This window comes from Streptomyces sp. NPDC030021, from assembly GCF_055574035.1.
The window spans coordinates 41,869-62,215 of sequence record NZ_JBVIAH010000011.1; the positions used below are offsets into that span (position 1 = coordinate 41,869).

The 20,347-nt window shown below is 71.1% G+C and carries 23 protein-coding genes and 1 pseudogene; 12 read left to right on the plus strand and 12 right to left on the minus strand.

Annotated elements, in window-relative coordinates; all coding sequences use genetic code 11:
- Position 1 precedes the first annotated feature (1 nt).
- Both ACZ4YL_RS22160 and ACZ4YL_RS22165 read left to right on the plus strand, forming a co-directional pair.
- Positions 2-838, plus strand: a complete 837-nt coding sequence (locus ACZ4YL_RS22160; protein ID WP_468118666.1) for a CbtA family protein — start codon at positions 2-4, stop codon at positions 836-838.
- A gap of 95 nt (positions 839-933) precedes the next feature.
- Positions 934-1,311 (plus strand): ArsR/SmtB family transcription factor, encoded by a 378-nt coding sequence (locus tag ACZ4YL_RS22165; protein WP_468118668.1) that lies wholly within the window; start codon positions 934-936, stop codon positions 1,309-1,311.
- Here the strand turns inward: ACZ4YL_RS22165 and ACZ4YL_RS22170 are convergent.
- On the minus strand, positions 1,230-2,219 hold the full coding sequence (locus tag ACZ4YL_RS22170) for an EamA family transporter (RefSeq protein ID WP_468118670.1): 990 nt from the start codon (positions 2,217-2,219) through the stop codon (positions 1,230-1,232). The two genes, ACZ4YL_RS22165 and ACZ4YL_RS22170, sit on opposite strands and share 82 nt — an antisense overlap.
- 79 nt (positions 2,220-2,298) lie before the next feature.
- Between ACZ4YL_RS22170 and ACZ4YL_RS22175 the strand changes: the two genes are divergently transcribed.
- Both ACZ4YL_RS22175 and thpR read left to right on the plus strand, forming a co-directional pair.
- Positions 2,299-3,144: a LysR family transcriptional regulator gene (locus ACZ4YL_RS22175; RefSeq protein WP_468118672.1), complete on the plus strand. Its 846-nt coding sequence runs from the start codon at positions 2,299-2,301 to the stop codon at positions 3,142-3,144.
- A 58-nt stretch (positions 3,145-3,202) separates the two neighbouring features.
- A complete protein-coding gene (gene thpR / locus ACZ4YL_RS22180; RefSeq protein WP_468118673.1) occupies positions 3,203-3,787 on the plus strand; it encodes an RNA 2',3'-cyclic phosphodiesterase in 585 nt (194 codons plus the stop codon).
- A gap of 268 nt (positions 3,788-4,055) precedes the next feature.
- On the opposite strand, the gene ACZ4YL_RS22185 is transcribed toward thpR, so the two are convergent.
- The 5 genes from ACZ4YL_RS22185 to ACZ4YL_RS22205 form a co-directional block, all read right to left on the minus strand.
- Complete coding sequence (locus ACZ4YL_RS22185; protein WP_468118674.1) at positions 4,056-4,529, minus strand: MarR family winged helix-turn-helix transcriptional regulator; 474 nt, start codon at positions 4,527-4,529, stop codon at positions 4,056-4,058.
- A 210-nt stretch (positions 4,530-4,739) separates the two neighbouring features.
- Positions 4,740-5,687 carry a M56 family metallopeptidase gene (locus ACZ4YL_RS22190; protein WP_468118676.1) on the minus strand — a complete coding sequence of 316 codons (948 nt, stop codon included), beginning with the start codon at positions 5,685-5,687 and terminating at the stop codon, positions 4,740-4,742.
- Positions 5,684-6,064, minus strand: a complete 381-nt coding sequence (locus ACZ4YL_RS22195; protein ID WP_468118950.1) for a BlaI/MecI/CopY family transcriptional regulator — start codon at positions 6,062-6,064, stop codon at positions 5,684-5,686. The genes ACZ4YL_RS22190 and ACZ4YL_RS22195 overlap by 4 nt, the downstream gene beginning before the upstream one ends.
- Before the next feature lie 126 nt (positions 6,065-6,190).
- Positions 6,191-6,496, minus strand: coding sequence for a hypothetical protein (locus tag ACZ4YL_RS22200; RefSeq protein WP_468118678.1), 306 nt, complete (start codon positions 6,494-6,496; stop codon positions 6,191-6,193).
- Positions 6,497-6,665: 169 nt separating this feature from the next.
- Positions 6,666-7,049 carry a BlaI/MecI/CopY family transcriptional regulator gene (locus ACZ4YL_RS22205; protein ID WP_468118680.1) on the minus strand — a complete coding sequence of 128 codons (384 nt, stop codon included), beginning with the start codon at positions 7,047-7,049 and terminating at the stop codon, positions 6,666-6,668.
- 129 nt (positions 7,050-7,178) lie between these two features.
- Here ACZ4YL_RS22205 and ACZ4YL_RS22210 point away from each other — a divergent pair, with 129 nt between their 5' ends.
- The 4 genes from ACZ4YL_RS22210 (at position 7,179) to ACZ4YL_RS22225 (ending at position 10,158) form a co-directional block, all read left to right on the plus strand.
- Positions 7,179-7,829 (plus strand): DedA family protein, encoded by a 651-nt coding sequence (locus ACZ4YL_RS22210; protein ID WP_468118682.1) that lies wholly within the window; start codon positions 7,179-7,181, stop codon positions 7,827-7,829.
- A 127-nt stretch (positions 7,830-7,956) separates the two neighbouring features.
- Positions 7,957-8,526: a TetR/AcrR family transcriptional regulator gene (locus tag ACZ4YL_RS22215; protein WP_468118683.1), complete on the plus strand. Its 570-nt coding sequence runs from the start codon at positions 7,957-7,959 to the stop codon at positions 8,524-8,526.
- Positions 8,527-8,623: 97 nt separating this feature from the next.
- Positions 8,624-9,325: a phosphatase PAP2 family protein gene (locus ACZ4YL_RS22220; RefSeq protein ID WP_468118684.1), complete on the plus strand. Its 702-nt coding sequence runs from the start codon at positions 8,624-8,626 to the stop codon at positions 9,323-9,325.
- Complete coding sequence (locus ACZ4YL_RS22225) at positions 9,322-10,158, plus strand: undecaprenyl-diphosphate phosphatase (protein ID WP_468118686.1); 837 nt, start codon at positions 9,322-9,324, stop codon at positions 10,156-10,158. The genes ACZ4YL_RS22220 and ACZ4YL_RS22225 overlap by 4 nt, the downstream gene beginning before the upstream one ends.
- Positions 10,159-10,298: 140 nt before the next feature.
- Here ACZ4YL_RS22225 and ACZ4YL_RS22230 read toward each other — a convergent pair whose 3' ends face one another.
- The gene (locus tag ACZ4YL_RS22230; protein WP_468118688.1) at positions 10,299-11,039 is read right to left on the minus strand and encodes a flavodoxin family protein; all 741 of its coding nucleotides are present in this window, start codon (positions 11,037-11,039) and stop codon (positions 10,299-10,301) included.
- 144 nt (positions 11,040-11,183) lie between these two features.
- On the opposite strand from ACZ4YL_RS22230, the gene ACZ4YL_RS22235 reads away from it, so the two are divergent.
- Both ACZ4YL_RS22235 and ACZ4YL_RS22240 read left to right on the plus strand, forming a co-directional pair.
- Positions 11,184-12,113: a LysR family transcriptional regulator gene (locus ACZ4YL_RS22235; protein ID WP_468118951.1), complete on the plus strand. Its 930-nt coding sequence runs from the start codon at positions 11,184-11,186 to the stop codon at positions 12,111-12,113.
- 67 nt (positions 12,114-12,180) lie between these two features.
- On the plus strand, positions 12,181-12,531 hold the full coding sequence (locus ACZ4YL_RS22240) for a hypothetical protein (RefSeq protein ID WP_468118690.1): 351 nt from the start codon (positions 12,181-12,183) through the stop codon (positions 12,529-12,531).
- 371 nt (positions 12,532-12,902) lie between these two features.
- Here the strand turns inward: ACZ4YL_RS22240 and ACZ4YL_RS22245 are convergent, their stop codons facing one another.
- Positions 12,903-13,484: a DUF4190 domain-containing protein gene (locus ACZ4YL_RS22245; RefSeq protein WP_468118692.1), complete on the minus strand. Its 582-nt coding sequence runs from the start codon at positions 13,482-13,484 to the stop codon at positions 12,903-12,905.
- 606 nt (positions 13,485-14,090) lie between these two features.
- On the opposite strand from ACZ4YL_RS22245, the gene ACZ4YL_RS22250 reads away from it, so the two are divergent.
- Positions 14,091-14,438: a cytochrome d ubiquinol oxidase subunit II gene (locus ACZ4YL_RS22250; RefSeq protein ID WP_468118694.1), complete on the plus strand. Its 348-nt coding sequence runs from the start codon at positions 14,091-14,093 to the stop codon at positions 14,436-14,438.
- Between the two features lie 40 nt (positions 14,439-14,478).
- Here the strand turns inward: ACZ4YL_RS22250 and ACZ4YL_RS22255 are convergent, their stop codons facing one another.
- The 3 genes and pseudogenes from ACZ4YL_RS22255 to ACZ4YL_RS22265 form a co-directional block, all read right to left on the minus strand.
- Positions 14,479-15,756: a GMC oxidoreductase gene (locus ACZ4YL_RS22255; RefSeq protein WP_468118695.1), complete on the minus strand. Its 1,278-nt coding sequence runs from the start codon at positions 15,754-15,756 to the stop codon at positions 14,479-14,481.
- 197 nt (positions 15,757-15,953) lie between these two features.
- Positions 15,954-16,478, minus strand: a complete 525-nt coding sequence (locus tag ACZ4YL_RS22260; protein WP_468118697.1) for a gluconokinase — start codon at positions 16,476-16,478, stop codon at positions 15,954-15,956.
- Positions 16,479-16,498: 20 nt separating this feature from the next.
- Positions 16,499-16,753 (minus strand): annotated as a pseudogene (locus ACZ4YL_RS22265) (glycoside hydrolase family 15 protein); the annotation flags it as partial.
- 430 nt (positions 16,754-17,183) lie between these two features.
- Here ACZ4YL_RS22265 and ACZ4YL_RS22270 point away from each other — a divergent pair.
- Positions 17,184-18,158, plus strand: a complete 975-nt coding sequence (locus tag ACZ4YL_RS22270; RefSeq protein ID WP_468118699.1) for a 2-hydroxyacid dehydrogenase — start codon at positions 17,184-17,186, stop codon at positions 18,156-18,158.
- A 633-nt stretch (positions 18,159-18,791) separates the two neighbouring features.
- On the opposite strand, the gene ACZ4YL_RS22275 is transcribed toward ACZ4YL_RS22270, so the two are convergent.
- Positions 18,792-20,084, minus strand: a complete 1,293-nt coding sequence (locus tag ACZ4YL_RS22275; RefSeq protein ID WP_468118701.1) for an ion channel protein — start codon at positions 20,082-20,084, stop codon at positions 18,792-18,794.
- Between the last annotated feature and the right edge of the window lie 263 nt (positions 20,085-20,347).

The following is a 20,347-nucleotide window of genomic DNA, read 5'->3' on the forward strand; positions in this document are numbered from 1 at the left end:
CATGTACGCCTCCACTGTCAGAGGATTGCTGGTCCGCGGCATGCTCGCGGGCCTGATCGCGGGGCTGTTCGCCTTCGCGGTCGCCTACGTGGTCGGTGAGCCGCCGGTACGTGGCTCCATAGCCGTGGAAGAGGCCCAGGCCGCCCAGGACGCCGCGAGCGCCCCGAGCGCGCACGCCGGGCACGGCGGTGACGCCGCGTCGGGCGAGGCCGCCGAGGAGGAGGAAGAGCTGGTCAGCCGACCGGTTCAGTCGACCTTCGGCCTGGCCACCGGTGTCCTGGTCTACGGGGTCGCGCTGGGCGGCATCGCCTCGCTCGCGTTCTCGTTCGCCCTCGGCCGCGTCGGCGGGTTCAGCCCGCGGGCCACGGCGGCGCTCACCGCGGCGGGTGCCTTCGCCACGGTCTACCTGGTGCCGTTCCTGAAGTACCCGGCCACCCCGCCGGCGGTCGGCAACCCGGACACGATCGGTCAGCGCACCACGCTGTTCTTCCTGATGATCCTGCTCAGCGTGCTGCTGGGCATCGGCGCGATCATCCTCGGACGGCGGCTGGCACCGCGCCTGGGCAACTGGAACGCGACGCTGACCGCGGGCGTCGGCTTCATCGTCGCCGCCGCCCTGGCGTTCGTGTTCCTTCCGGACAACAGCGACGCCGTCCAGCCCGGTTTCCCCGCGGCCCTGCTGTGGGAGTTCCGGGTCGCCTCGCTGGCCGTCCAGCTCGTCCTGTGGGCCGTGTTCGCCGTCGTCTTCGGCGTCCTCGCCCAGCGGCTCCTGGCCGCGCGCGCCGACGGCGCGCAAGTGACGGCTCCGGCTCAGCAGGAGGCGCCCGCGCTCGGCTGATCCCGACCGCGCCGCCTGTGCCCGGGCCCCGCCGCCCCCTTGTGGGGGTGGCGGGGCCCGGGCACTTGCGCGCAGCGGCGCCCGACGATGTGCGCATGAGTGCAGGCAGACATCCGGCAGGTGCACACGGTGCGCAGATCGCGCCGGGTGCGCCGGACGCGCCTGGGCGGGGCGACCGGCTGGAGGCCGCCGCGTCCGTGCTCGCCCTGCTCGCCGACCGCACCCGCTTGGCGCTCATGGAACGCCTCGGCCGGGGCGAGGCCGATGTCACCACCCCCACCGAAGCGTGCGGGGCCGCCCGCCACTCCGTCGGCCAGCACCTCGCCAAGCTCCGTCCGGCCGGACCGGTCACCACTCGCAAGGACGGCCGCCGGGTCGTCTACGCCCTGGGTCACGGGCACCTGCGGCGGCTGGTGGACGAGGCCCTGAACGTCGCCGACCACCAGCTCGGTTCCCTCCCGCCGCACGACTGAACACCACGCCGGCCGGAGCCGGTCGGGCGGCCGGGCGCCGGAAGCTGTCCCGCCACGATCGCGGCGAGCGCGAGCCCGAAGCCCACGAGTTGTACCGGGCCGAGTGTCTGGCCGAGCAGGACGGCCCCGAGCACTGCGGCGACCAGCGGCGAGAGCAGGCCGAGCACCGCGGCGGAGGTGACGGGGAGGCTCCCGATGCCTTGGAACCACAGGACGAAGGTGGCCAGGCCGCAGACCAGGGAGAGCCAGAGGTAGCCGAGGGCCGCGGTCGGGCCGATGGCGGGCAGTGGCCCTTCGGCGAGGAAGGTGACGGGAATGAGGAACAGGCCGCCGGCCGTGAGCTGCCAGCCGGCGAAGGCGGTGGGGCCCATGCCGGCGGGCCGCCCCCAGCGCTTGGTGAGCGTCACCCCGAGTGCCAGTACGGCCGCGGCGGCCAGGCCCGCCGCGATGCCCACGGGGTCGAACGCCGCGTCCGGGCCGATCACCACCCCTGCGATGCCCACGACGCCGATCACACCCCAGGTCAGGCGCCGGGCGGAGAGACTCTCGTGGAGGACGGTCACGGCCAGGACGGCGACCATGAGGGGCATGGCCGCCGTCAGGGTGGCGGCCACCCCTCCGGGCAGGCGTTCGGCCGCGATGAACAGCAGCGGGAACAGCAGTCCGATGTTCAGCGTGCCGAGCACCGCGACCCTCCCCCACCAGGCTCCCCGGAGCGGTGTCCGGGTGAGCGCCAGGGCGATCAGGCCGGCGGGCAACGCCCGTAGCAGGCCTGCGAACAGGGGGTGTCCCAGCGGCAGCAGCTCGGTGGTGACGATGTAGACCGTGCCCCACGTCAGGGGGGCGAGCGCGGTCAGGAGGGTGCGCGGCAGGTTCCCACGGGCCGCCCGTGCGGCTGGACTTGTCATGCTTCGGAGTCTCATCGGGCCCGATAGATGAGTCCAACACATGTTTGTCAGCCCATCGATCGTGATCCACGATGGATCGATGGAGCTCCAGCAGATGCGCTACGTCCTCGCCGTCGCCGAGACGAACAGCTTCACCCGGGCCGCCGAACGGTGCCTGGTCGTCCAGTCCGCCCTCAGCCACCAGATCGCACGCCTGGAACGGGAACTCGGCGCACGGCTCTTCGAGCGCACCAGCCGCCGGGTGCGGCTGACACCGGCCGGTGAGGCGTTCCTCCCGGCCGCCCGTCAGTGTCTGGACGCCGCCGAGCGGGCGGCCGCCGAGGTCGCGGCGGCCGTCGGGGAGGTACGCGGGCGGCTCGCCGTCGGGCTGATCCCGACCGTCGCCGCGGTCGACATCCCGGGGGCGCTGCACGACTTCCGCCGACGGTATCCGCACGTACCCGCGGTGCCCGGCGCCGTACTCCCGAGCCTGCGGCGCAGACCGCCCCGGGTCTGCGTGGTCATCGACACCTCGGGTTCGGTCAGCGACGCCGAACTGGGCAGTGCGCTGCTGGAGGTCGCCGCGATCGCCCGTGCCGTGGGCGGCCGTAGCGACATGGTCAGCGTGGTGCCGTGCGACGCGGCGGCGCGGATCGTGCACCCGCTGTGCAGCGGTGAGGGCATCCCGTTGCTGGGCGGCGGGGGTACGGATCTGCGCACGGGATTCGCCAAGGCCCTCGGCACGGGACCCCGGCCCGACGTGATCGTGGTCCTGACGGACGGACAGACGGCCTGGCCGGCCACGCGACCGCCCTGCCGCACGGTGGTGGGCCTCTTCCCCCGGAATCGGCGGAGCCGTTGGCGCGAGGACAACCCCGACCACGTCCCGGACTCCCCGCCCGCCTGGGCCCGCGTGGTGACCATCGGGTCCCCCGGCGCCCACTGACCCGCACCCCACCGGGCAGAAGATGACGGAACGTGCCCGAACAGGATACGAAGACCTCGTGAACGAAACGACCCAGGCAGCGACCGTCCGCGTGTTCATAGCGCTGGCCCCGCCCGACGACGCGAAGGAAGAGCTGGAGCAGCGGCTGCAGCCGGCCTACGCCGCGTACCCGCGCATGCGCTGGAACCGCATCGAGGACTGGCACATCACCCTGGCCTTCCTCGGCGAGCTCCCGGTCACCGCCGTCGAACTGCTGCGGCCGCCGCTCGCGGAGCTCGCCGCGGCCCGGCGGCCGCTGCGGCTCGCGCTGCGCGGCGGCGGGCACTTCGACGAGCGGGTCCTGTGGACCGGGATCGACGGAGACCTCGATGGGCTGCACCTGCTCGCCGCCGAGGTGCGCGCCGCGGTCACCGACTGCGGCATCCCGTTCCACGGGCGGCCCCTGCGCCCGCACCTGACGCTGGCGCGCTCCCGCCGCCACGACACCACCAGCGCGGTGGAGGCCGCGACCGGGCTCGACGCGTTCACCGGCCGCCCGTGGGAGGCCCGGCGCCTCCACCTCGTCGGGAGCAACACCGGCCGCGGCCCCGGCCCCATCCACTACCGCGACATCCGGTCCTGGCCCTTCGAGGGCGACGGCTGACACCGGCACGGGCTGCGCAACCCGACAGGCCTGCAGGCCCGGAAAACGGACCGTTCATGCTCCGCGGCCTGCGTCGGCCCCGGGGCCTGGCCGTCGTCCTCGTCAGGAGGGCGCCCCCCTCTGGACAGTCGGCCCCCGAACAGACGGCGATCATGCCCGCAGGACGTGGACGTACGACCGAATCGCACGGACGGGGGCACCTGTGCGACACGAGCCTCCTGGAGACGCGGTCGTCACCACCTCGCCCGGCCTGATCGGCAAGACATCCCTAGGACGATGCCGAGCGCACCGCGCCCAGACGGGCGGCCGTCGCGCACACCCGCCGAAGCAGGTAGTGCAGCTGGGCGCGCTCACCCTTCGTGAGGGACGCCAGCAGGACGTCCTGCACCACGTTCATGTCGTCCTGCATCGCGGTCAGTGCCGCCGTACCGGTCGGGGTGAGCGTCACCACCTCGTGGCGACCGCCGATGTTGACGACCATGTCCTGCACCAGGCCCTGCGCCAGGAGATCGCGGATCACCCGCGAGACGTCTGCCAGTGGCACGTCCATCCGAGTGGCGAGATCACGCCGGGCGTGCGGCCCCCATTCGGCCAGCGTCGTGAGAACCGACCGGTGCAAGGGGCTCGATCCACCCGCACGCAATCGCTCGGTCATCAGCGCGTCCCCGGCCTTGCCCGCCGCCGCCAGGAGATGCACGGTCTGCTCGGAGGGACTCGACGACCCGCTCCCCCTGTCGTACACGTCGCATCCAATCGCCGGGGAGGGGGATGTCACCTCCGGCCCGGGACGCGCGGACGACGTCGCCCACGGCACACTGCGCGCCGGCTACGGAGCACTTTCGGCTCCGGGACCACACGGCGCTCCGGGCTCGAAGAGATAGGTGAAGTAAACCCAGGTGAGCTTACTTGCACCCGAGTCGATCGGTCTACATCGACGTCGTCACTCGGTGGTTCAGCGACCCCGCACGTCTTCGGCAGCGAGTTCCACGTACTCGTGCAGGCCGTACGCCAGCGCCAGTCCCAGCAGGGCGGAGACCGCCACCGCCGTCACCAGGCCCGCCACGGCCGCCTGCGTCCTGCGTGCCTGCGGCCGGACCGGCACCGGCCGCAGCAGGGCTTCGACCCGCTGCGGGACCGGCCCGGTACTCACCGACAGCAGGGGGCCACGGGCACTCCGAACCCTCTCGGCGGACGCGGCGGCCAGCGCCGCGCGTGCGATCGCGGTCGCCGCCAACCGCCGGTCGCCCACCGACGAGGCCGCCGACTCGTCCGCCCACCGCTCCAGGTGGAAGTCCAGCGCCGGGCGCAGGAGCCGCAGGGCGGGGTGCACCGCGGCCGCCAGGTAGGCGGTGACGGACCACAGATGGTGGCGGCCCGTCAGATGGGCCCGCTCGTGGCCGAACAGCACCTCGCGCTCCGCCGGACCGAGCGTCTTGAGCATGCCCGTCGTCACCACGACCCGGCCGCCGCGCTTGCGCCACCCCGGCAGCGCGAACGCCTGCGGCTCGGCATCCTGTACGACCAGAAGATCGCCATCGGGCACCGCGCCGCCGGTGGACGACCAGGCGCGGGCGAGCAGCGAGCGGCGCTCGTACCAGCGGCGGACCAGCAGCACCGCCTGGAAGGCCAGCACCGCACCGGCGACCGCGGCCACCGGCACTGCGGCCGGCCACTCGGCAGCCGCCTTCGACAGCGGAATCTGCTCCAGGGAGGCGAGGAACGGCACGTGGAACAGGCCGATGAGCGCTGCCACGGTGCCGCCGGCCAGCAGAAGAGCGGCTCCGGTCAGCGCCGCGCACGCTTCCCTCGGCGGCATGAGACCGGCCAGCCGGCGGGTGGCCGGCACCGCTGCCCAGGGAAGGAGCAGGGTCAGCGTGACCACGGCCAGAACCGGGGTCATTCGCCTTCCCCGGACTCCAGGAGCAGACGCCTCAGCGCTTCCTCGTCGTCCCCGGACAGCGAGGAAACGAACCGCTTCAGTACCAGGTCGCGTTGCGGCTCCCGCTCCAACTCGCGGCGCATGCGCCCGGCCGCCAGCCCGGCGGCGTCGTCCGCCGCGGCGTAGGCGAAGCCCCTGCCCTCGCGGGTCCGTACGACCGTCCCCTTCTCGTAGAGGCGGGTGAGGATCGTCGTCACCGTCGTCCTGGCCAGGTCCCGGTCGAGCACGGCGTTGATCTGCTGCGGGGTCAACGGCTCCGCGGCCGCCCACAGGACCGCAAGCACATCCGCGACGAGTTCACCGTGCGGACGCCTCGCGTCCCCGCCGTCCTCCACCATCCCGCTACCGCCCTGCAGCCGCCCCGGGCCGATGCGCCCGGTCATCGATAAATAGGTTTGCCTTATCTAACTGTACGGGGGCCCGAATCGAGCCCCGCATCCATGCGCCGACGGGACCGGACCACTTCACTCCTCGCCGGTCCCGCCCTGCACGATTTCGATGCCGGTGTGCAGGTTGTCGGCCGCCTGGAAGGACGCACCGGCCGACACGACCAGACAGGCGCGCAGCGTCAGCGCCGCCAGGCGGGGCGGGCCTCCAGGGAACGTGTCCGCGCGGTGCGCTCCAGCGCGCAGCCCCGGAGGACAGTGGGCGGCCAGCTCCACCGCCGCCGCCAGAAGGTGTTGACGGCTCCTCAGATGGGCTCGCTCATGGGCGAGCAGGACATCGCATGCCGCCGCGGACAGCACGCGCAGCCTTCCTGAGGTGATCACGATGCGGCCGGGACGGCCCGGCCGCGCGCAGGCGTCGGGGCGTTCCTCCTCAGGACCGCGAGCTCGCTCCGGCTGCCCGCGGCGGGCAGTGAGGCGGCGACGACAGTGATCGCGACGGCCGTGCCCGGCGAGCCGGACGCCAGTAGGAGCGGCAACGACACCAGCCGGCTCACGCGACACCCCCGGCGCCGTCGCCCTCCAGCAGGGCACGCAGCAGCGCCTCGTCCTCCTCGCTGAGCTGGGAGACGAACCGGCTCAGCACGGTCACGCGGTCCTCGGTCCTCGCCAGTTCCGCGTGCATGCGGCGCGCGGTGAGCCCCGACGCGTCCTCGGTCGGCAGGTAGGCGAACCCGCGGCCGGACCGGGTGCGGGTGACCACGCCCTTCTCGTACAGACGGGACAGGATCGTCGTCACCGTCGTGCGGGCACGGGAGGAGCCGAGCGCTTCCTGGACCTGCCCCGGCGTCAGCGGGGTTCCGGCCGCCCACAGCGCCGCCAGGACGCTCGCCCCCAGCTCACCGGCGGGCCGCCGTTCCGCATGCGCATCCCCCATGGGAATCTCCTCACCACAACAATCGTCTACAGTGACGTAGACCGTCTACATGACTGTAGTCGACGACGCCGTCACCGCCCCGGTCCACTCACCTCAGGGGAGCCGTCCACCATGGCCCTATCCGCCCAGATGGCAGTGCCACAGGCCGTGAACCTGCTCGACGCCGGATCCCTGTTGTCCGCATTCGGTGCGCTCGGCATCGCCGTCGTCCTCTTCGCCGAGACCGGCCTCCTGGTCGGCTTCTTCCTGCCCGGCGACTCCCTCCTGTTCACCGCGGGCCTGCTCTGCGTGCCGGGCGGGAACCGCCCCGTCCACCTCTCACTGCCCCAGGTACTGGCCTTCGCCGTCATCGGCGCGCTCCTCGGCGCGCAAGTGGGCTACCTGATCGGCCGACGCGGCGGCCGCGCCCTGCTCGCCCGTAGCCGCAGTCGAAAACTCCACGACGGAGCCGAGCGCGCCGAGGAACTCCTCCACCGCTACGGCCACGCCAAGGCCGTCGTGCTGGCCCGCTTCGTACCGGTGGTGCGCACCGTGCTCAATCCCCTGGCCGGAGCCCTCGGCGTGCCGGCCCGCGTCTTCACCCTCTGGCAGGTCGTGGGCGGGCTCCTCTGGACCGTGGGCCTCGTCCTCACCGGATACGCCCTCGGCTCCTCCGTGCCCGACGTCGACCGCTACCTCCTGCCGATCGTGGCCCTCGTCGTCCTCGTCTCCCTCACTCCGGTGGCCGTCGAAATGATCCGCCGGCGGGGCCCCCGCACCCCGAACGGAAGTGCGCGTTGAGCCTGGTCGCCCTGGACGGGCCGGCCGCGAAGGCGCCGGGGCCCCTGCCGGTGGCGGCGGTCGCCCGAACCCGCCACCTGCGCTCACCGGCCGGCCCGCCCCGGCCCCTGACCCCTCCGGACGGAAAATGACCGAGCACCCCGGTCACGCGCTGATCGTCGCCGCAGCGCTGCCCCTGGTCGTGAGGCACGGCATGTCGGTCACCACCTCGATGGTCGCCCGGGCCGCGGGGGTCCCGACAGCGGCGGTCTTCACCGCGTTCCCCGACAAGACCGCCCTGCTCGCAGCCTGTGCGGCCGAGGCCCTCAGGGCGGACGAAGCAGTGGCGGCCATCACCGCGATCGACCTGACGCGGCCACTCGAAGCCCGACTGGCCTCGGCCGCCGTACATCTGCGCAGCTACGCAACCCGCGTACTCCTGCTCGCCGATGCCATACCCGTGAACCGGACCGGGCTCTCCGGGCCCTGGGAGGGCACCGACGGGCACGCCCGGCACGAAGAAGAGCTCGCGTCGCTCCGGCAAGCGCTGACGACCCTGTTCGAACCGGAGAGTGAGCTTCTCAGAATGCCCCCGGAGCACCTCGCCCGGGTGTTCCAGTCGATGGTCCTGTCGGGCGCTCCGTCCGGCCCTGCGGAAACCCTGCCCGCCCACGACCTGGTGTCGCTGCTCCTGTGGGGCGCGCTCACCCCTCCCTGACCAAAAACAGTGCCCCTCCCGCGCCCCGCGCCCCGTGCCCCATGCCCCATGCCCACCGACCGTGCCGCCGTGGCGGTCTGTCCGGACAGGACGCCCGATGACCTCCGTCCCCGCTGCCGCACCCGGCACCGTCGGCAAACCGTGGTGGCTGCCCGCCCTACCGGTGCTGGTGTGCTCGATGCTGCTGGCGGCGCTGGTCGCGTCGGCCTGCGCGGCGCACGGCACGCCGTTCGGGGTGGACGAGGTCCTGCACCGCTGGGTGCTGGAGCACCGCACTCGCTGGGCGGTCGGATGGGCCGTGGCGGTCACCGTGACGGGAAGCGGAGTGCCCGCCTACCTGCTGGCGGCGCTCGCCGGGGCCATGACCGTCAGGGCGCACCGTTGGCGCGGGGCGCTGGCGGGGGCCCTGGCACTGGTATCGGTGCAACTGCCGCGCATCGCCCTGGCGTCGTGGCTCGCCCGGCCCCGGCCCGCGGCCGACGAGTGGGCGTGGTCGGCCGACGGATACGCCATGCCCTCGGGGCACACCACGACCTCCGCGGCCGTGGCGGTCCTCCTCACCGCCGGGGTGCACCGGGCGGTGCGGGGCCGGGCGCGGCGGCCGCTCCTGGTGATGCCGGCGCTGTGGGCGGCGGCCGTGGGCGTCAGCCGTGTCTACCTCGGCATGCACTGGCCCACCGATGTCCTGGCGGGGTGGCTGCTGACCGCCCTGTGGGCCGGGCTGCTCGGGATGTTCCTGATTCTCCTCCGGCGCCGGAAGTCCGGCGCCGTCCCATCGAACGAAGGTGAAGGCACGTGAGCGCGATCAGTGTGGGGCAGGCCGTGGTCCTGGGCATCGTGGAAGGGGTGACGGAGTTCCTGCCGGTCTCGTCCACCGGCCACCTCAAGATCACCGAAGGGCTGATGGGCATCCCCGTCGACGACAAGTCCGTCGTGGCCTTCACCGCCGTCATCCAGGTCGGCGCGATCGCGGCGGTCCTCGTCTACTTCTTCCACGACATCGTGCGCATCGTCTCCGCCTGGGGCCGCGGACTGGCCGACCGTGAGGAGCGCTACCACCACGACTACAAGTTCGCCTGGTGGGTCATCTACGCCACCGTCCCCATCGTGGTCGTGGGGCTCGCGGCGAAGCCGCTGATCGAAGGGCCGCTCGCCTCCCTGTGGGTGGTGGCCGGATCGCTGATCGTCGGCAGCGGCCTGATGTGGGCGGCCGACCGGATGGGCCGCCACAAGCGCGGCGAGGACGACACCGACCTCAGGGACGCCATGCTGGTCGGCTCCTCCCAGATCCTCGCCCTGCTCTTCCCGGGCTTCTCCCGATCCGGCGCCACCATGTCCACCGGCCTCATCCTCGACCTGGAGCGGGTCGCGGCCACCCGCCTGTCCTTCTTCCTCGGCATCCCCGCCCTGACCGGCGCGGGCCTCTACGAGCTCAAGGACGCCCTAGGCGTCGGCATCGACGCCCTCCCCCTGGCCGTCGGCACCGCCGTGTCCTTCGCCGTCGCCTACGCCTCGATCGCCTGGCTCCTGAAGTTCGTCGCCAAGCACTCGTTCAACGCCTTCGTCGTCTACCGGATCGTCATCGGCGTACTCCTCTTCGGGCTGCTGGGCACCGGCGTCCTGCACGCCTGACCGCCCGGCCGGCGCCGCTGCGGGCGGGGGGGGGGAGCCCGCCTGCTCCACCTGGCCCGCGAGGGCTTCGGCCAGGGCGCCGGCCCGGGCCCGCTCCGGCGAACTGCGTCCGCTGCCGCCGTGCGGGGCGGTCTACGAGGTCAGGCGCCGGTCAGCACTGCCGGTGCGTCGCCCGTCTCCCTGAAGGAGGCCGACAGGGCGCGGGCCTCGTGTTCGGTCATCCGGGGCGTGTCGTACGGCACGGCGTTGACCCAACGCTGAGTCAGCCGGGCGATCCGCTCGCCGTACCGCTCCGCGGTGATCAGGTCGCCGCGCGATCCGGCCTGCTCCGGCCCCTGGTCGGCGTGGCTCTGGCTCATCAGGCCCAGCCACGAGCCCAGCCGGTTCACATCGTCGCGGGTGCCACCGCTCCAGTTGTTGCCCGGCATGTCACCCACGCCGATCCACTGCATGCCCATCTGCGCGCCGAAGACCGCCAGTTGCTCCAGGACCGCGAGCTTGTCACCGCTCTGCGAGGCGGACATGGTGAACGCTCCGGCCAGCTTGTCCTTCCACGCCTGCGTCGTGAACGGCGTGAACGCCGCCTCCATGAACGCCTTGAACACCGCCGATACGCTGCCCATCAACGTCGGGCAGCCGAAGACGATCGCATCGGAACGGTCGAGCAGCGCCAGTACCTCCGCATCGTGCCAACGGCCCGCGATGACGTCCTCCGGCCGGATCTCGACGAGATGCACCCGGGCTCCCGGCACCATCCGCGCCCCGTCGGCGAGGTGCTCGGCCAGGACCTGGGTGTGCCCGTGCACCGAGTGGTGGACCACCGTCACCGTCACCGTGGCCGTCGGCGCATCGTACTCACGGGCAACTTCATTGACTGTCATGTGCTCTTCGCTACTTCCGGTCGTGGGGAGATCTCTGCTTGCCCACCCATCACAGCCTCCGTACGCCACGGCATCAACGCCGAACTTCGGCACGCAGCGATCGGTCGCACCGATCGATCGCGTTAGTCTGGCCTCGTGGACAGAATGGAACTGGAAGCATTCGTCGCGGTCGCGGAAGAGCTCCACTTCGGCCGCGCCGCCGCGCGCCTGCACCGGGGGCAGCCCACCGTCAGCGACGCCGTCAGGCGGCTGGAAAGCACCCTGGGCGGGCGGCTGTTCCACCGCACCAGCCGCCGCGTGTCACTGACCGGTCTCGGCGAAGCGCTGCTGCCCGACGCCCACGCCACCCTGGCCCAGCTGCGCCGCTTCCAGCAGCGCGGACGCTCCCTGGCCGCGGGCGAGCCCAGCGGCACCACCCTGGTCGTCGCCCACGCCGAATACACCGGCCACCAGCTGCTGTTGCGCTGCCTGCCGCAACTGCGCGACCGTTTCCCCGACGTGACGATCGTGCCGGAGACCATGCCGACCACGGCCCAGCTCACCGCCCTGCGGGCGGAGACGATCGGCCTGGGCATCGGCTGGGCGACCGGCGACGTCACCGGAGTACGCGCGAGGGTGCTGTCCACCGAGCGCTTCATGGCACTCGTACCCGCGGCCCATCCCCTCGCCGGGCACGCCGAGCTGAGCGCGGCCGAACTGTCCACCACCGGCCTGCTCACCTGGCCCCACCAGATCAACAGCGGTCTCTGCGACCGCCTCCTGTCGGCCTTCCACATCGGCGGAGCCGACCTGCGCATCATCAGGACCGCCGACAGCGTGCACGCCATCGCCGCTCATGTCGCCGCCGGAACGGGCATCGGCATCGCCGTCGAATCCGCCCTCGACCACCAGCCACCCGGTCTGCGGATCATCCCCCTCACCGGCCCTTCGACCACCGCCGACCAGGTCGTCCTCACCCCCACCGATCCGTCCGACGCCGCCACGGCACTGCGCGACCTGCTGCTGCACGCCTCGGCAGCGGCTCCCTCCACCGATCACCTCGCGGCCCGCGAGGACTCCGCCGACGCGCGATGACCCTGCTCGTCCTGGCCGACAGCGCGAGGAGACGGGCTGCGCAACCCGGCAGGACGCCCTTGACCGCATGACGAAGGTGTTCCAGCAGAAGCAGGACACTCCGCAGCGCCAGGCGCTGGAGAAGCGCGAGCTGGGCAAGCAGCGGTTCGGGGAGTACACCGCCGCGTGGCTCCCCCGGCAGCGCCACTTCGCGCCGGGCACGATCCGCCCCGTGGGCCGGCTGCTGGACAACCACGTGCTGCCCAGCCTGGAGTCCCGCCGGGTCAACACCTCTCACCAGCCGTGGTCGACGACTTCGTCCAGGCCGTGGAGGAGCGGCGCACAGGCCTCGCCACTCAGCAGAATGCCTTCGACACGCTCAAGAAGGTACTCCTCGACGTCGTCCTGGCTGCGTAGAGCCTTCACTGAGAAGTCGTGAACCCGGCGTCTGGGGCCGACGACGGCCGAGTGGTCCGCGACCTGGCGGGCTTGCCCGGGCCCAGGGGGCCCTGTCACCCCGGTGGACAGTGGCGCGGAGGCGCCGCACGCGTCGCCCCGTGCGGGATTCCTTTTGACGAGCCAGGCTCGCAGCGTTCCGGCTGGGGGCCCGCTCGGTGTGGTCGTGCACCGATCCTGCGCTCGTGCGAGAACGGCCAAACTCGGCAACGCTGCAGGCCCTTGTTCACCTGTGCTTCAGATCGCAGGGATGCCGCTTGGCTCTGCGAATCTCCTCCACGCCCGTCTGAGTGCGTCATTGGGTACGACGGCAGACGCATTCCCAGCTGCGGCACTTATCGGCTCTGCAGTCTCTCAGTAGGAGTTGCGGGAGACCTTGATCAGCTTGCACTCGATCTTGTCACCGGACTTCGCGGACTTGGCCACGTCGAACGCCAGGGCCCCGGCGTCGTCGTCCGTGTACTTCTGGCCGGGTGCAAGGTTCTGGCCGGTGGAAAAGATGTCGCTCTTCTTCTCACCGTTAACGGTGATCTCGCCCTCGGCCAGGTAGTTGAACCGACGGTCACCGCTGTTGATGTACTCGATCTTGAGGTCGAGTTCCTTGATGCCGTACTCGCCGGCCTTCACCTTGCAGGACGTGACCTTCACATCTTTGGTGATGTCCGGCTCGTCGACCTTCGAGCTGCCACCGCCCTGTGCGGCGCCCCCGGGAGCGACGGCCGCGGAATCGTGGTTCTTGTCGAGCTCCTTGCCCGCATCACTGGCGGCCTTGGTGAACAGCAGCCCACAGCCGCCGATCAGAATCAGACCGAGGACTGCGGGGATACCGCAGCCCAGCGCCACCTTGAGGCCCGTGCTCATGCCCTGCTTCGGCGGGGGCTGGTAGCCGTCCGGCTGGTGCGGATTGCCGTGACCGGACTGCGGCTGCGTGGACATGCAACAACTCCTGGGGGTCTGCGTGAGCAGCGCTCAAGTACTAGGCAGGTGGCCTGCGCCAGCCGGTGCGCGAGGGCGCGAACGGCGTTCGGCCGCCGGGCGCGGTTCCGCGAGGACGCGGAACCGTCGAGGTACGGGATGCCCGTGCATCTTGGACCGCCCCCGACGCCAGGTGGATACACCAGCCCAACGCCCTTGGGGCAAGCCGGTTACCGGCAACACGCCCACCGCAGCCTCCGAGATCCAAAATGGCCGGATCTCACAGCACGTGGCCGGTCTTGAATGCAGTGAACCGCCGGCTGTGTGTGCTCGCCCGTCCGCCGCACCCCCGGCCGCTCATCGGCCGCCCTCCCGGCACTGGTACCGACACGCACACCACCGGGTTCGGTGTCCGGCGGGGGCGGCGGATGTCATTGCCCAGGCCGCCGCTCGTGGTGTCGGTACCGGAGGTGTCGACGAGGCAGAGGAGGCGGTGAAGGACGCGCTCCGCTTCGACGCACCTCCATCCCGGTCCGCACGGTGATCAACGTGACGCCATAGCCCGGCGGTGTGACACCGGGCAAAACGGGGGCCTCGCGCGTGCCGCGGTGCGCTGTCACGACGGGGGTGGTTTCGTCGCGTCGTGGGCGGGCGGCGGGCGGGCGGGGGTGCGGTTGCCGTGCCGACCGGACATCGCGTCTCTGGTCCCGCTGGACCGCCGTCGGAAGCGTCGCCCTCACGGTCGGCGCATGGGGCATGGCTCAGCGGCCCTACCTGCTTCCCACATCGCTGACCGTGACCGAGGCGGCCGGCGCGGCTCCCACCCTCAACTGGCTGGGTATCGTCACGCTCATCGCGATCGTTCTCGTCGGTCCGGCGCTCGTGGTGCTGTACCGTCTCGACACCCTGGGGCAGCTGGAGCCGCTCACCGACGCCGACACCCGGGCCGGCCCCGCCCCCGGGGACGACCTGTGACGGGTGACGCACGCGGTCCCAGGGTGCGCACCGGTTCGGGTCAGTTCAGACGGGCCGCAAGATGATCACCGACCCGCAGGGCGTTGGCGATGGCGGTGAGCGACGGGTTCACCGCGCCGATGCTGGGAAAGAAGCTCGTGTCCACGACGTAGAGGTTGTCGAGGTCGTGGGCCTTGCAGTCGGCGTCCAGGGCCGAGCTGCGGGGGTCGGCGCCGAACCGGACCGTACCGGCCTGGTGGGCGGTGGCCCCGATGGGCATGCCCTTGTGCAGGTAGATGCTGTGCGACAACAGGTGATGCTCGTGCATGCCCAGGTGACCGAGCGTCCCCTGACGCTTGTGCTGGAGGCGCCCCAGCCCGGCGATGTTGTTCTTCTCGTCGAGGGCCAGGTGGATGTCGCCGTTCTCGTCGAGGGTGACTCGGCTTTCGGGCAGCGGCAGGTCCTCCCCGCAGAGCCAGAAGTCGACGGCGTGGTGCGCGAGCATCTCGAACGGCATGTCCGGGGTGACGGCGCCGACCCAGCGCGGCGCCTCGCCGTGGATCTGGTCGGCGCCGGACTTGCCGAGCATCTGGATGCCGCCGAGCGGGAAGTCCCAGTCGTCCGCCCCGAGGTACCAGTCGTTCAGCGCGAGTGTCTTCTGGAACTTGGTGGGGTTCGGCTCTTTCGACACCGCCATCAGCGCCAGGTTGTTGTGCCGCATGTAGTGGCGTCCCACCACGTCCGAGCTGTTGGCCAGACCCCCGGGATGTCTGTCGTTCGCCGAACGCAACAGCAGTGCGGCCGAGTTGACTGCGCCACAGGCGACGACGACGATGCCGGCGCTGAAGCCCTCGGTCGACCCGTCGCCCAGCTCGGCGACGACGCGTGTGACGGTGCGACCGGTCGGGCCTTCGGTGGGGTCCTCGCCGTGCCGGCCGTGCACCAGATACAGCTGTTCCGCCTCCGTGTAGTACGGCTCCTGATCCCCGTAGCGGATCGGCCAGGCCGGCGAGATGCCGTCGTGATGGCGCAACTCACCGAAGTCCTCGGGGCGGAGGCGGAAAAGCGCGGCGCCGTAGAACTTGGTGTTGCCCCCGACGTAGTAGTCGACCTCGGGCGCGAAGGCATCACCGTGCTTGTCGTACCAGAATTCGGGGGCGCGGTACTTGCCCTTGACGAAGACGGCGGTGGAGTCCCAGTTGTCCCGCTCCCGGGGAAGGTAGCCGCCGCGCTCCAGGATCAGGATCCGCTTGCCGGTGGGGGCCAGCCGGTGGGCGAGTGTGCCGCCGCCCGCTCCTGTACCGACGATGACGACGTCGTAGTGCTGATCGTCGGCCATGCGGAGGTCCCGTTCCCGGAGTCGCCTGCCGTGCTGGCCGTATCGGCCGACATGAGGGTTGCGGCCGGGATGAGGGTTGCGGTGCTACGGCCTACGGAGCGCAGCCGCGCGGCCGGACTCGGTGACTCTTTCGAAATTACCCGCCCTCCTCGGGAGCGGCGACTCGGGAGGAGTCCGGATGACGCGGAGGGAAGAATTCACCGGGTCCTCGGCAGGGTCTTCACCACCTCGTCGACGATGGATTCGGGGGTAGCCGCGGCATCCACGGTCAGCCCCGGTTCGTCGGGGCGCAGGGGCTCGAGGGCGGCGTACTGGGACTCCTCCAGCCGCGCGGGCATGAAGTGGCCCGGACGTCCGGTGACCCGTCGTTCAGCGGTGGCCGCGTCGAGCGCCAGGTGCAGAAACCGGACGTTCGCGCCGGCCCGGCGGAACTCGTCCCGGTACTCGCGCTTCAGCGCCGAGCAGGCCATGACCCCGCCCCGGCCGGAGGCGGTCGCCTCCCGGATCCAGGCGGCGAGGGCCAGCAGCCACGGGCGGCGGTCCTGGTCGTCCAGCGGCTGACCGGAAGCCATCTTGGCCCGGTTCGCCGGCGGGTGCAGGTCGTCCCCCTCCAGGAACGGCAGCGCGAGCCGTTGTGCCAGCAGGGCCCCCACGGTGGACTTTCCGGACCCCGCGACACCCATGACCACCACGACCGGCGGCGTCTCAGGAGCTGAGTCCATGATGCTCCCCAGGAGACAGCGAAGGTGTAGCGGGCCTGGGACACCCGCCCCGCCCTTGCCAGAGCATCGACGTAGAGGAAGGTGCACAGGCTGAAGGTGCCTTCCGAACCGCGCAGCCCGTCCGGCGATGCCGCCGGGTCGTACCGGTAGACAAGGCTGTCGGAGACGAGTTTGCGGTCCATCGCGTCGAGCGTGGAGAGCCAGGCCTTGTCCCGGGGAGCGATGAACCCGACCATGGGCATGAGCAGCAACGAGGCGTCCAGGACATCACCACCTGCGAACCAGTCTGCGACGACACGAGCGCCGCGGTCTGAAGGTCGCCCACCAGCCCGTGCTCGGCGATGGGAGGGTAGCGATCCATTGCGGCTCCGAGGTCTCCGAGGAAGCCCCCTGCGTCCACTATCCGGCAGCCTGGTCACGCGTGCCACGTCGCAACGGTCGGCAGCGCCTTCCCACGTGCCGAATCTGCTCGCGAACCTCTGGAAACGACCGTGTGCGCCAGGACGCAGGCCCAGACGGCGACCCGCGTGGACGGGGCGATACAGGCCCCGGGTGGTAAACCATTCTCGGGGCCGGAAAAGCAATACGCGCCCGCAACGAGCATTGCCTCGGCCTACTCTCCGGGTTCACCCGAACGGAAATTATGCGGACGATGTCGGTCGAGTCCGCACCGATCATTTATGGCGAATGGTCTAGGTTCAGCCCGTGAGTTCCTTGGACCGTCCCGCTGATCGAAGCGCCGCCCGGTTCCTGTTGCCGTATCCGGCATCAGATGTGCCTGGCATTCCCGATGGTCTGCCCGTCACGGTGTGGGACGGCGCCGGCAGCCCGCCGGACGCGGAAAGCCTCTCAACGGTGGAATTCCTTGTCATCCCATACGGCCGCACAGACGCCGCCGTGCCCATCCTTGCGAGCGCGCCGCGGCTGAGAGTCGTCCAGTCCCTTTCGGCCGGCGTCGACGACCTCGCGAAATTCGTTCCCGCCGGCGTCACGCTCTGCAACGCCAGGGGCGTCCATGACACCAGCACCGCCGAACTGGCCGTGACGCTCGCTCTCGCGTCACTCCGGGGCATCCCCGACTTCGCGCGCGGCCAGGACGCCGAGGAGTGGCGGACCGGCCACCGTCCCGCGCTGGCCGACCGTACGGTCATGCTCATCGGCTACGGCTCCATCGCCACCGCGATCGAGGACCGGATCGCCCCCTTCGAGTGCGCATTCCTGCGAGTCGCCCGAAGAGCCCGTTCAACCCCGCGCGGCCCCGTCCACCCACTCGACGACCTACCCGAACTCTTGCCCCAGGCCGACGTCGTGATCCTCACGGTCCCTCTGACCGAAGAAACACGCGGCCTGGTCGACGCTCACTTTCTCGCCCGCATGCCGGATCAATCCCTGCTGGTGAACGTCTCCAGGGGCGCCGTCGTGGACACCGACGCACTGCTCGCGGAACTCACGGTCGGCAGACTGCACGCCGCCCTGGACGTCACCGACCCAGAGCCTCTCCCGCCCGGCCATCCGCTGTGGCACGCCCCCCACACGCTCATCAGTCCTCACGTCGGAGGCAACAGCTCGGCCTTTCTGCCGCGGGCACTCCGGCTGATCCGCACCCAGATCCTGCACCACCTCGCTGGAGAGCCCTTGGAGAACGTCGTTCCCACCCACAAGTCCTGGCCTCGATCGTGATGCAGGACAACGTCGAGGGGCCCGTCTACCGGGTCGGACCAGCACACGACAGCCACGGCGTGGTTGCTCCCTCTACCGGCGGCGACATTCTCTTCGGCTCCTCCTTGCTCCGACAGGTCCTCGCCGAGCGCTAAGCGCGGGGAGCCCGGTTCACGATGCAGCCGGCCGGCGCCCCACTCCCGCCGGACCACGACACGCTCTTCGTGGTACGCGCCGATCACCGGCTCGACCCCGTCACGGAGAGGAAGCCGGCCGCCCCCAGGAGGGGGACACCGTCGTCCTCATCGGTCCCGTCCCGACCACCGCCGCAGGGTGAGACCCGTTCGGCGGCTCCAATGAGCATGCTCGATTTCCCGTTCGATGCGGTCGTGTCGGCACCTCGGCGCGTGCGGAATGGAGACTGTTGCACGAGCGGCCCGCTGGGTGCCGTCCCCAGCGGGACGACCGGCCCACTGAAGGTGTTCGACGAGGTGGTCACCTCGCTCCAAGGTCGGGCCGGCAAGGTGCCCTTCGCTGCCCGGTGGTTCAGCGGAGCCGGGGCGGTCTACGCCGAACACCCGGGCCCCCTCGCCCCAGACGTGTTCGTCACGGTCGCGGTGAAGCGTGGGCACGCCGCCCACCACCTACGGACGTTCAGCGCTTTGAAGCGCCGGACTCGTTCAGTTCGAGCCGGGGGCGGCCGGTGACGACCAGCCAGGCGGGCAGGGTAGCGAGACAGAGGAGGGGGAACATCGAGGGCTGGGGGGCGAGGACGGCGGCGGTGAAGAGGCTCACCCAGCCCTGCCGGGTGGTCGCGAGCAGCACGCCGAGCACGCCGGAGGAGACGGCGACGGCCGGGGGGATCTCCGGTACGAGTACCTGGGCGAACAGACCGAAGGCCGCACCGACGAACACGGCGGGGAAGATCCTGCCGCCCCGGAAGCCGCAGGAGGTAGCGATCAGCAGGGCGGCGAGCTTGACGGCTGTCATCTTCGCCAGATCGCCGGAGGACCAGCCACCGAGGTTCGAGGCGAGTTCCTTGACCTGCTCCAGGCCCTTGAAGAGTGTCAGAGGCCCGCCGAGTGTGCCTAGGAGGCCGAGGATCAGGCCGCCGAGGGGCAGCATCAGCATCGGGTGGCGCAGCCGCCGGAAGGCGCTGTGGATGTAAGGGAATCCGTAGCAGGAGAGGAGGCCGAGGAGGGCCGCGGCGGTGGCCACGACCATTGCAGCGAGCAGGTCGCCCCATCCGGGGTCAGTTACTGCGGGCAGAGACAAGTCGAAGGTGAAGTCCGTGAGCAGCGAGGTGGTCATCGCCCCGGCCCCGGCGGCGACCAGTGGCGCGAAGAGCCGGTCCCACAGCGAGCCTCGGCCGCCCGGCTGATGGGTAAGGGCCTCGGAAATGACCAGAGCAGCGGCCACCGGGGTGCCGAAGAGGGCACCGATGGTGGCGGAAGTGGCGAGCGCGACCCAAAATACGCCTGGCGCGGCAGGCACCACCTTGCGGCCGAGCCAGTAGAGCAGTGCAACGTTGGCCGCGATGATCGGGTTCTCCGGTCCGAGGCTGACCCCGCCTGCCAGCGCGAGCGTGCTCGCCACCAGCAGGCCAGGGACGACCGCCGGAGCCAGCGGAGGGCCTTCGAGCCCCGTGGAGGCCGGGTCGGGGCCCGCATGCCGGGGAACCTTCCAGACGACCAGCCCCACCGCGATACCGGTCGCGGTCAGCACGACGATCATCCAGAGAGAGGAGTAGCCGCCGATGCCCAATGCGTCCGGGACGGTGTCCCACACCACGTCCTTGAGCTGCTCGGACAGCTCGGTGATCCCGAGGTAGAGCAGGCCCGAGACCACCCCGACCACGAGGGCGGGCAGGATCTGCGGCAGCAGGACACGGAACGGGGTGCCGGGTGCGGAGGGGGGAGGCGCGGATGACGGGGTATCAGTGACCACTAGAACACCCTATGCCCGTAAATGTCTCCTAAGTCCTTAAGTGGGGGCGTTTCGCTTTCCCCTCCGGGGAGCGATCACCACGGCCATGCCGTACCCGCAGACGTCAGCAGCGCCCCGGTGGGAGGCTTCAGGGACAGATCGTCGAGTGGTTCTGAAGCGCGGCTACGGTTGACTGACGCGCAAGCCGCCACCTGCGGGGCCTTGCTCGCCGGTTCGGGGACCGAGCGGTCCCCACGCAGGCGGAGCTCCACGATCTCGACTTT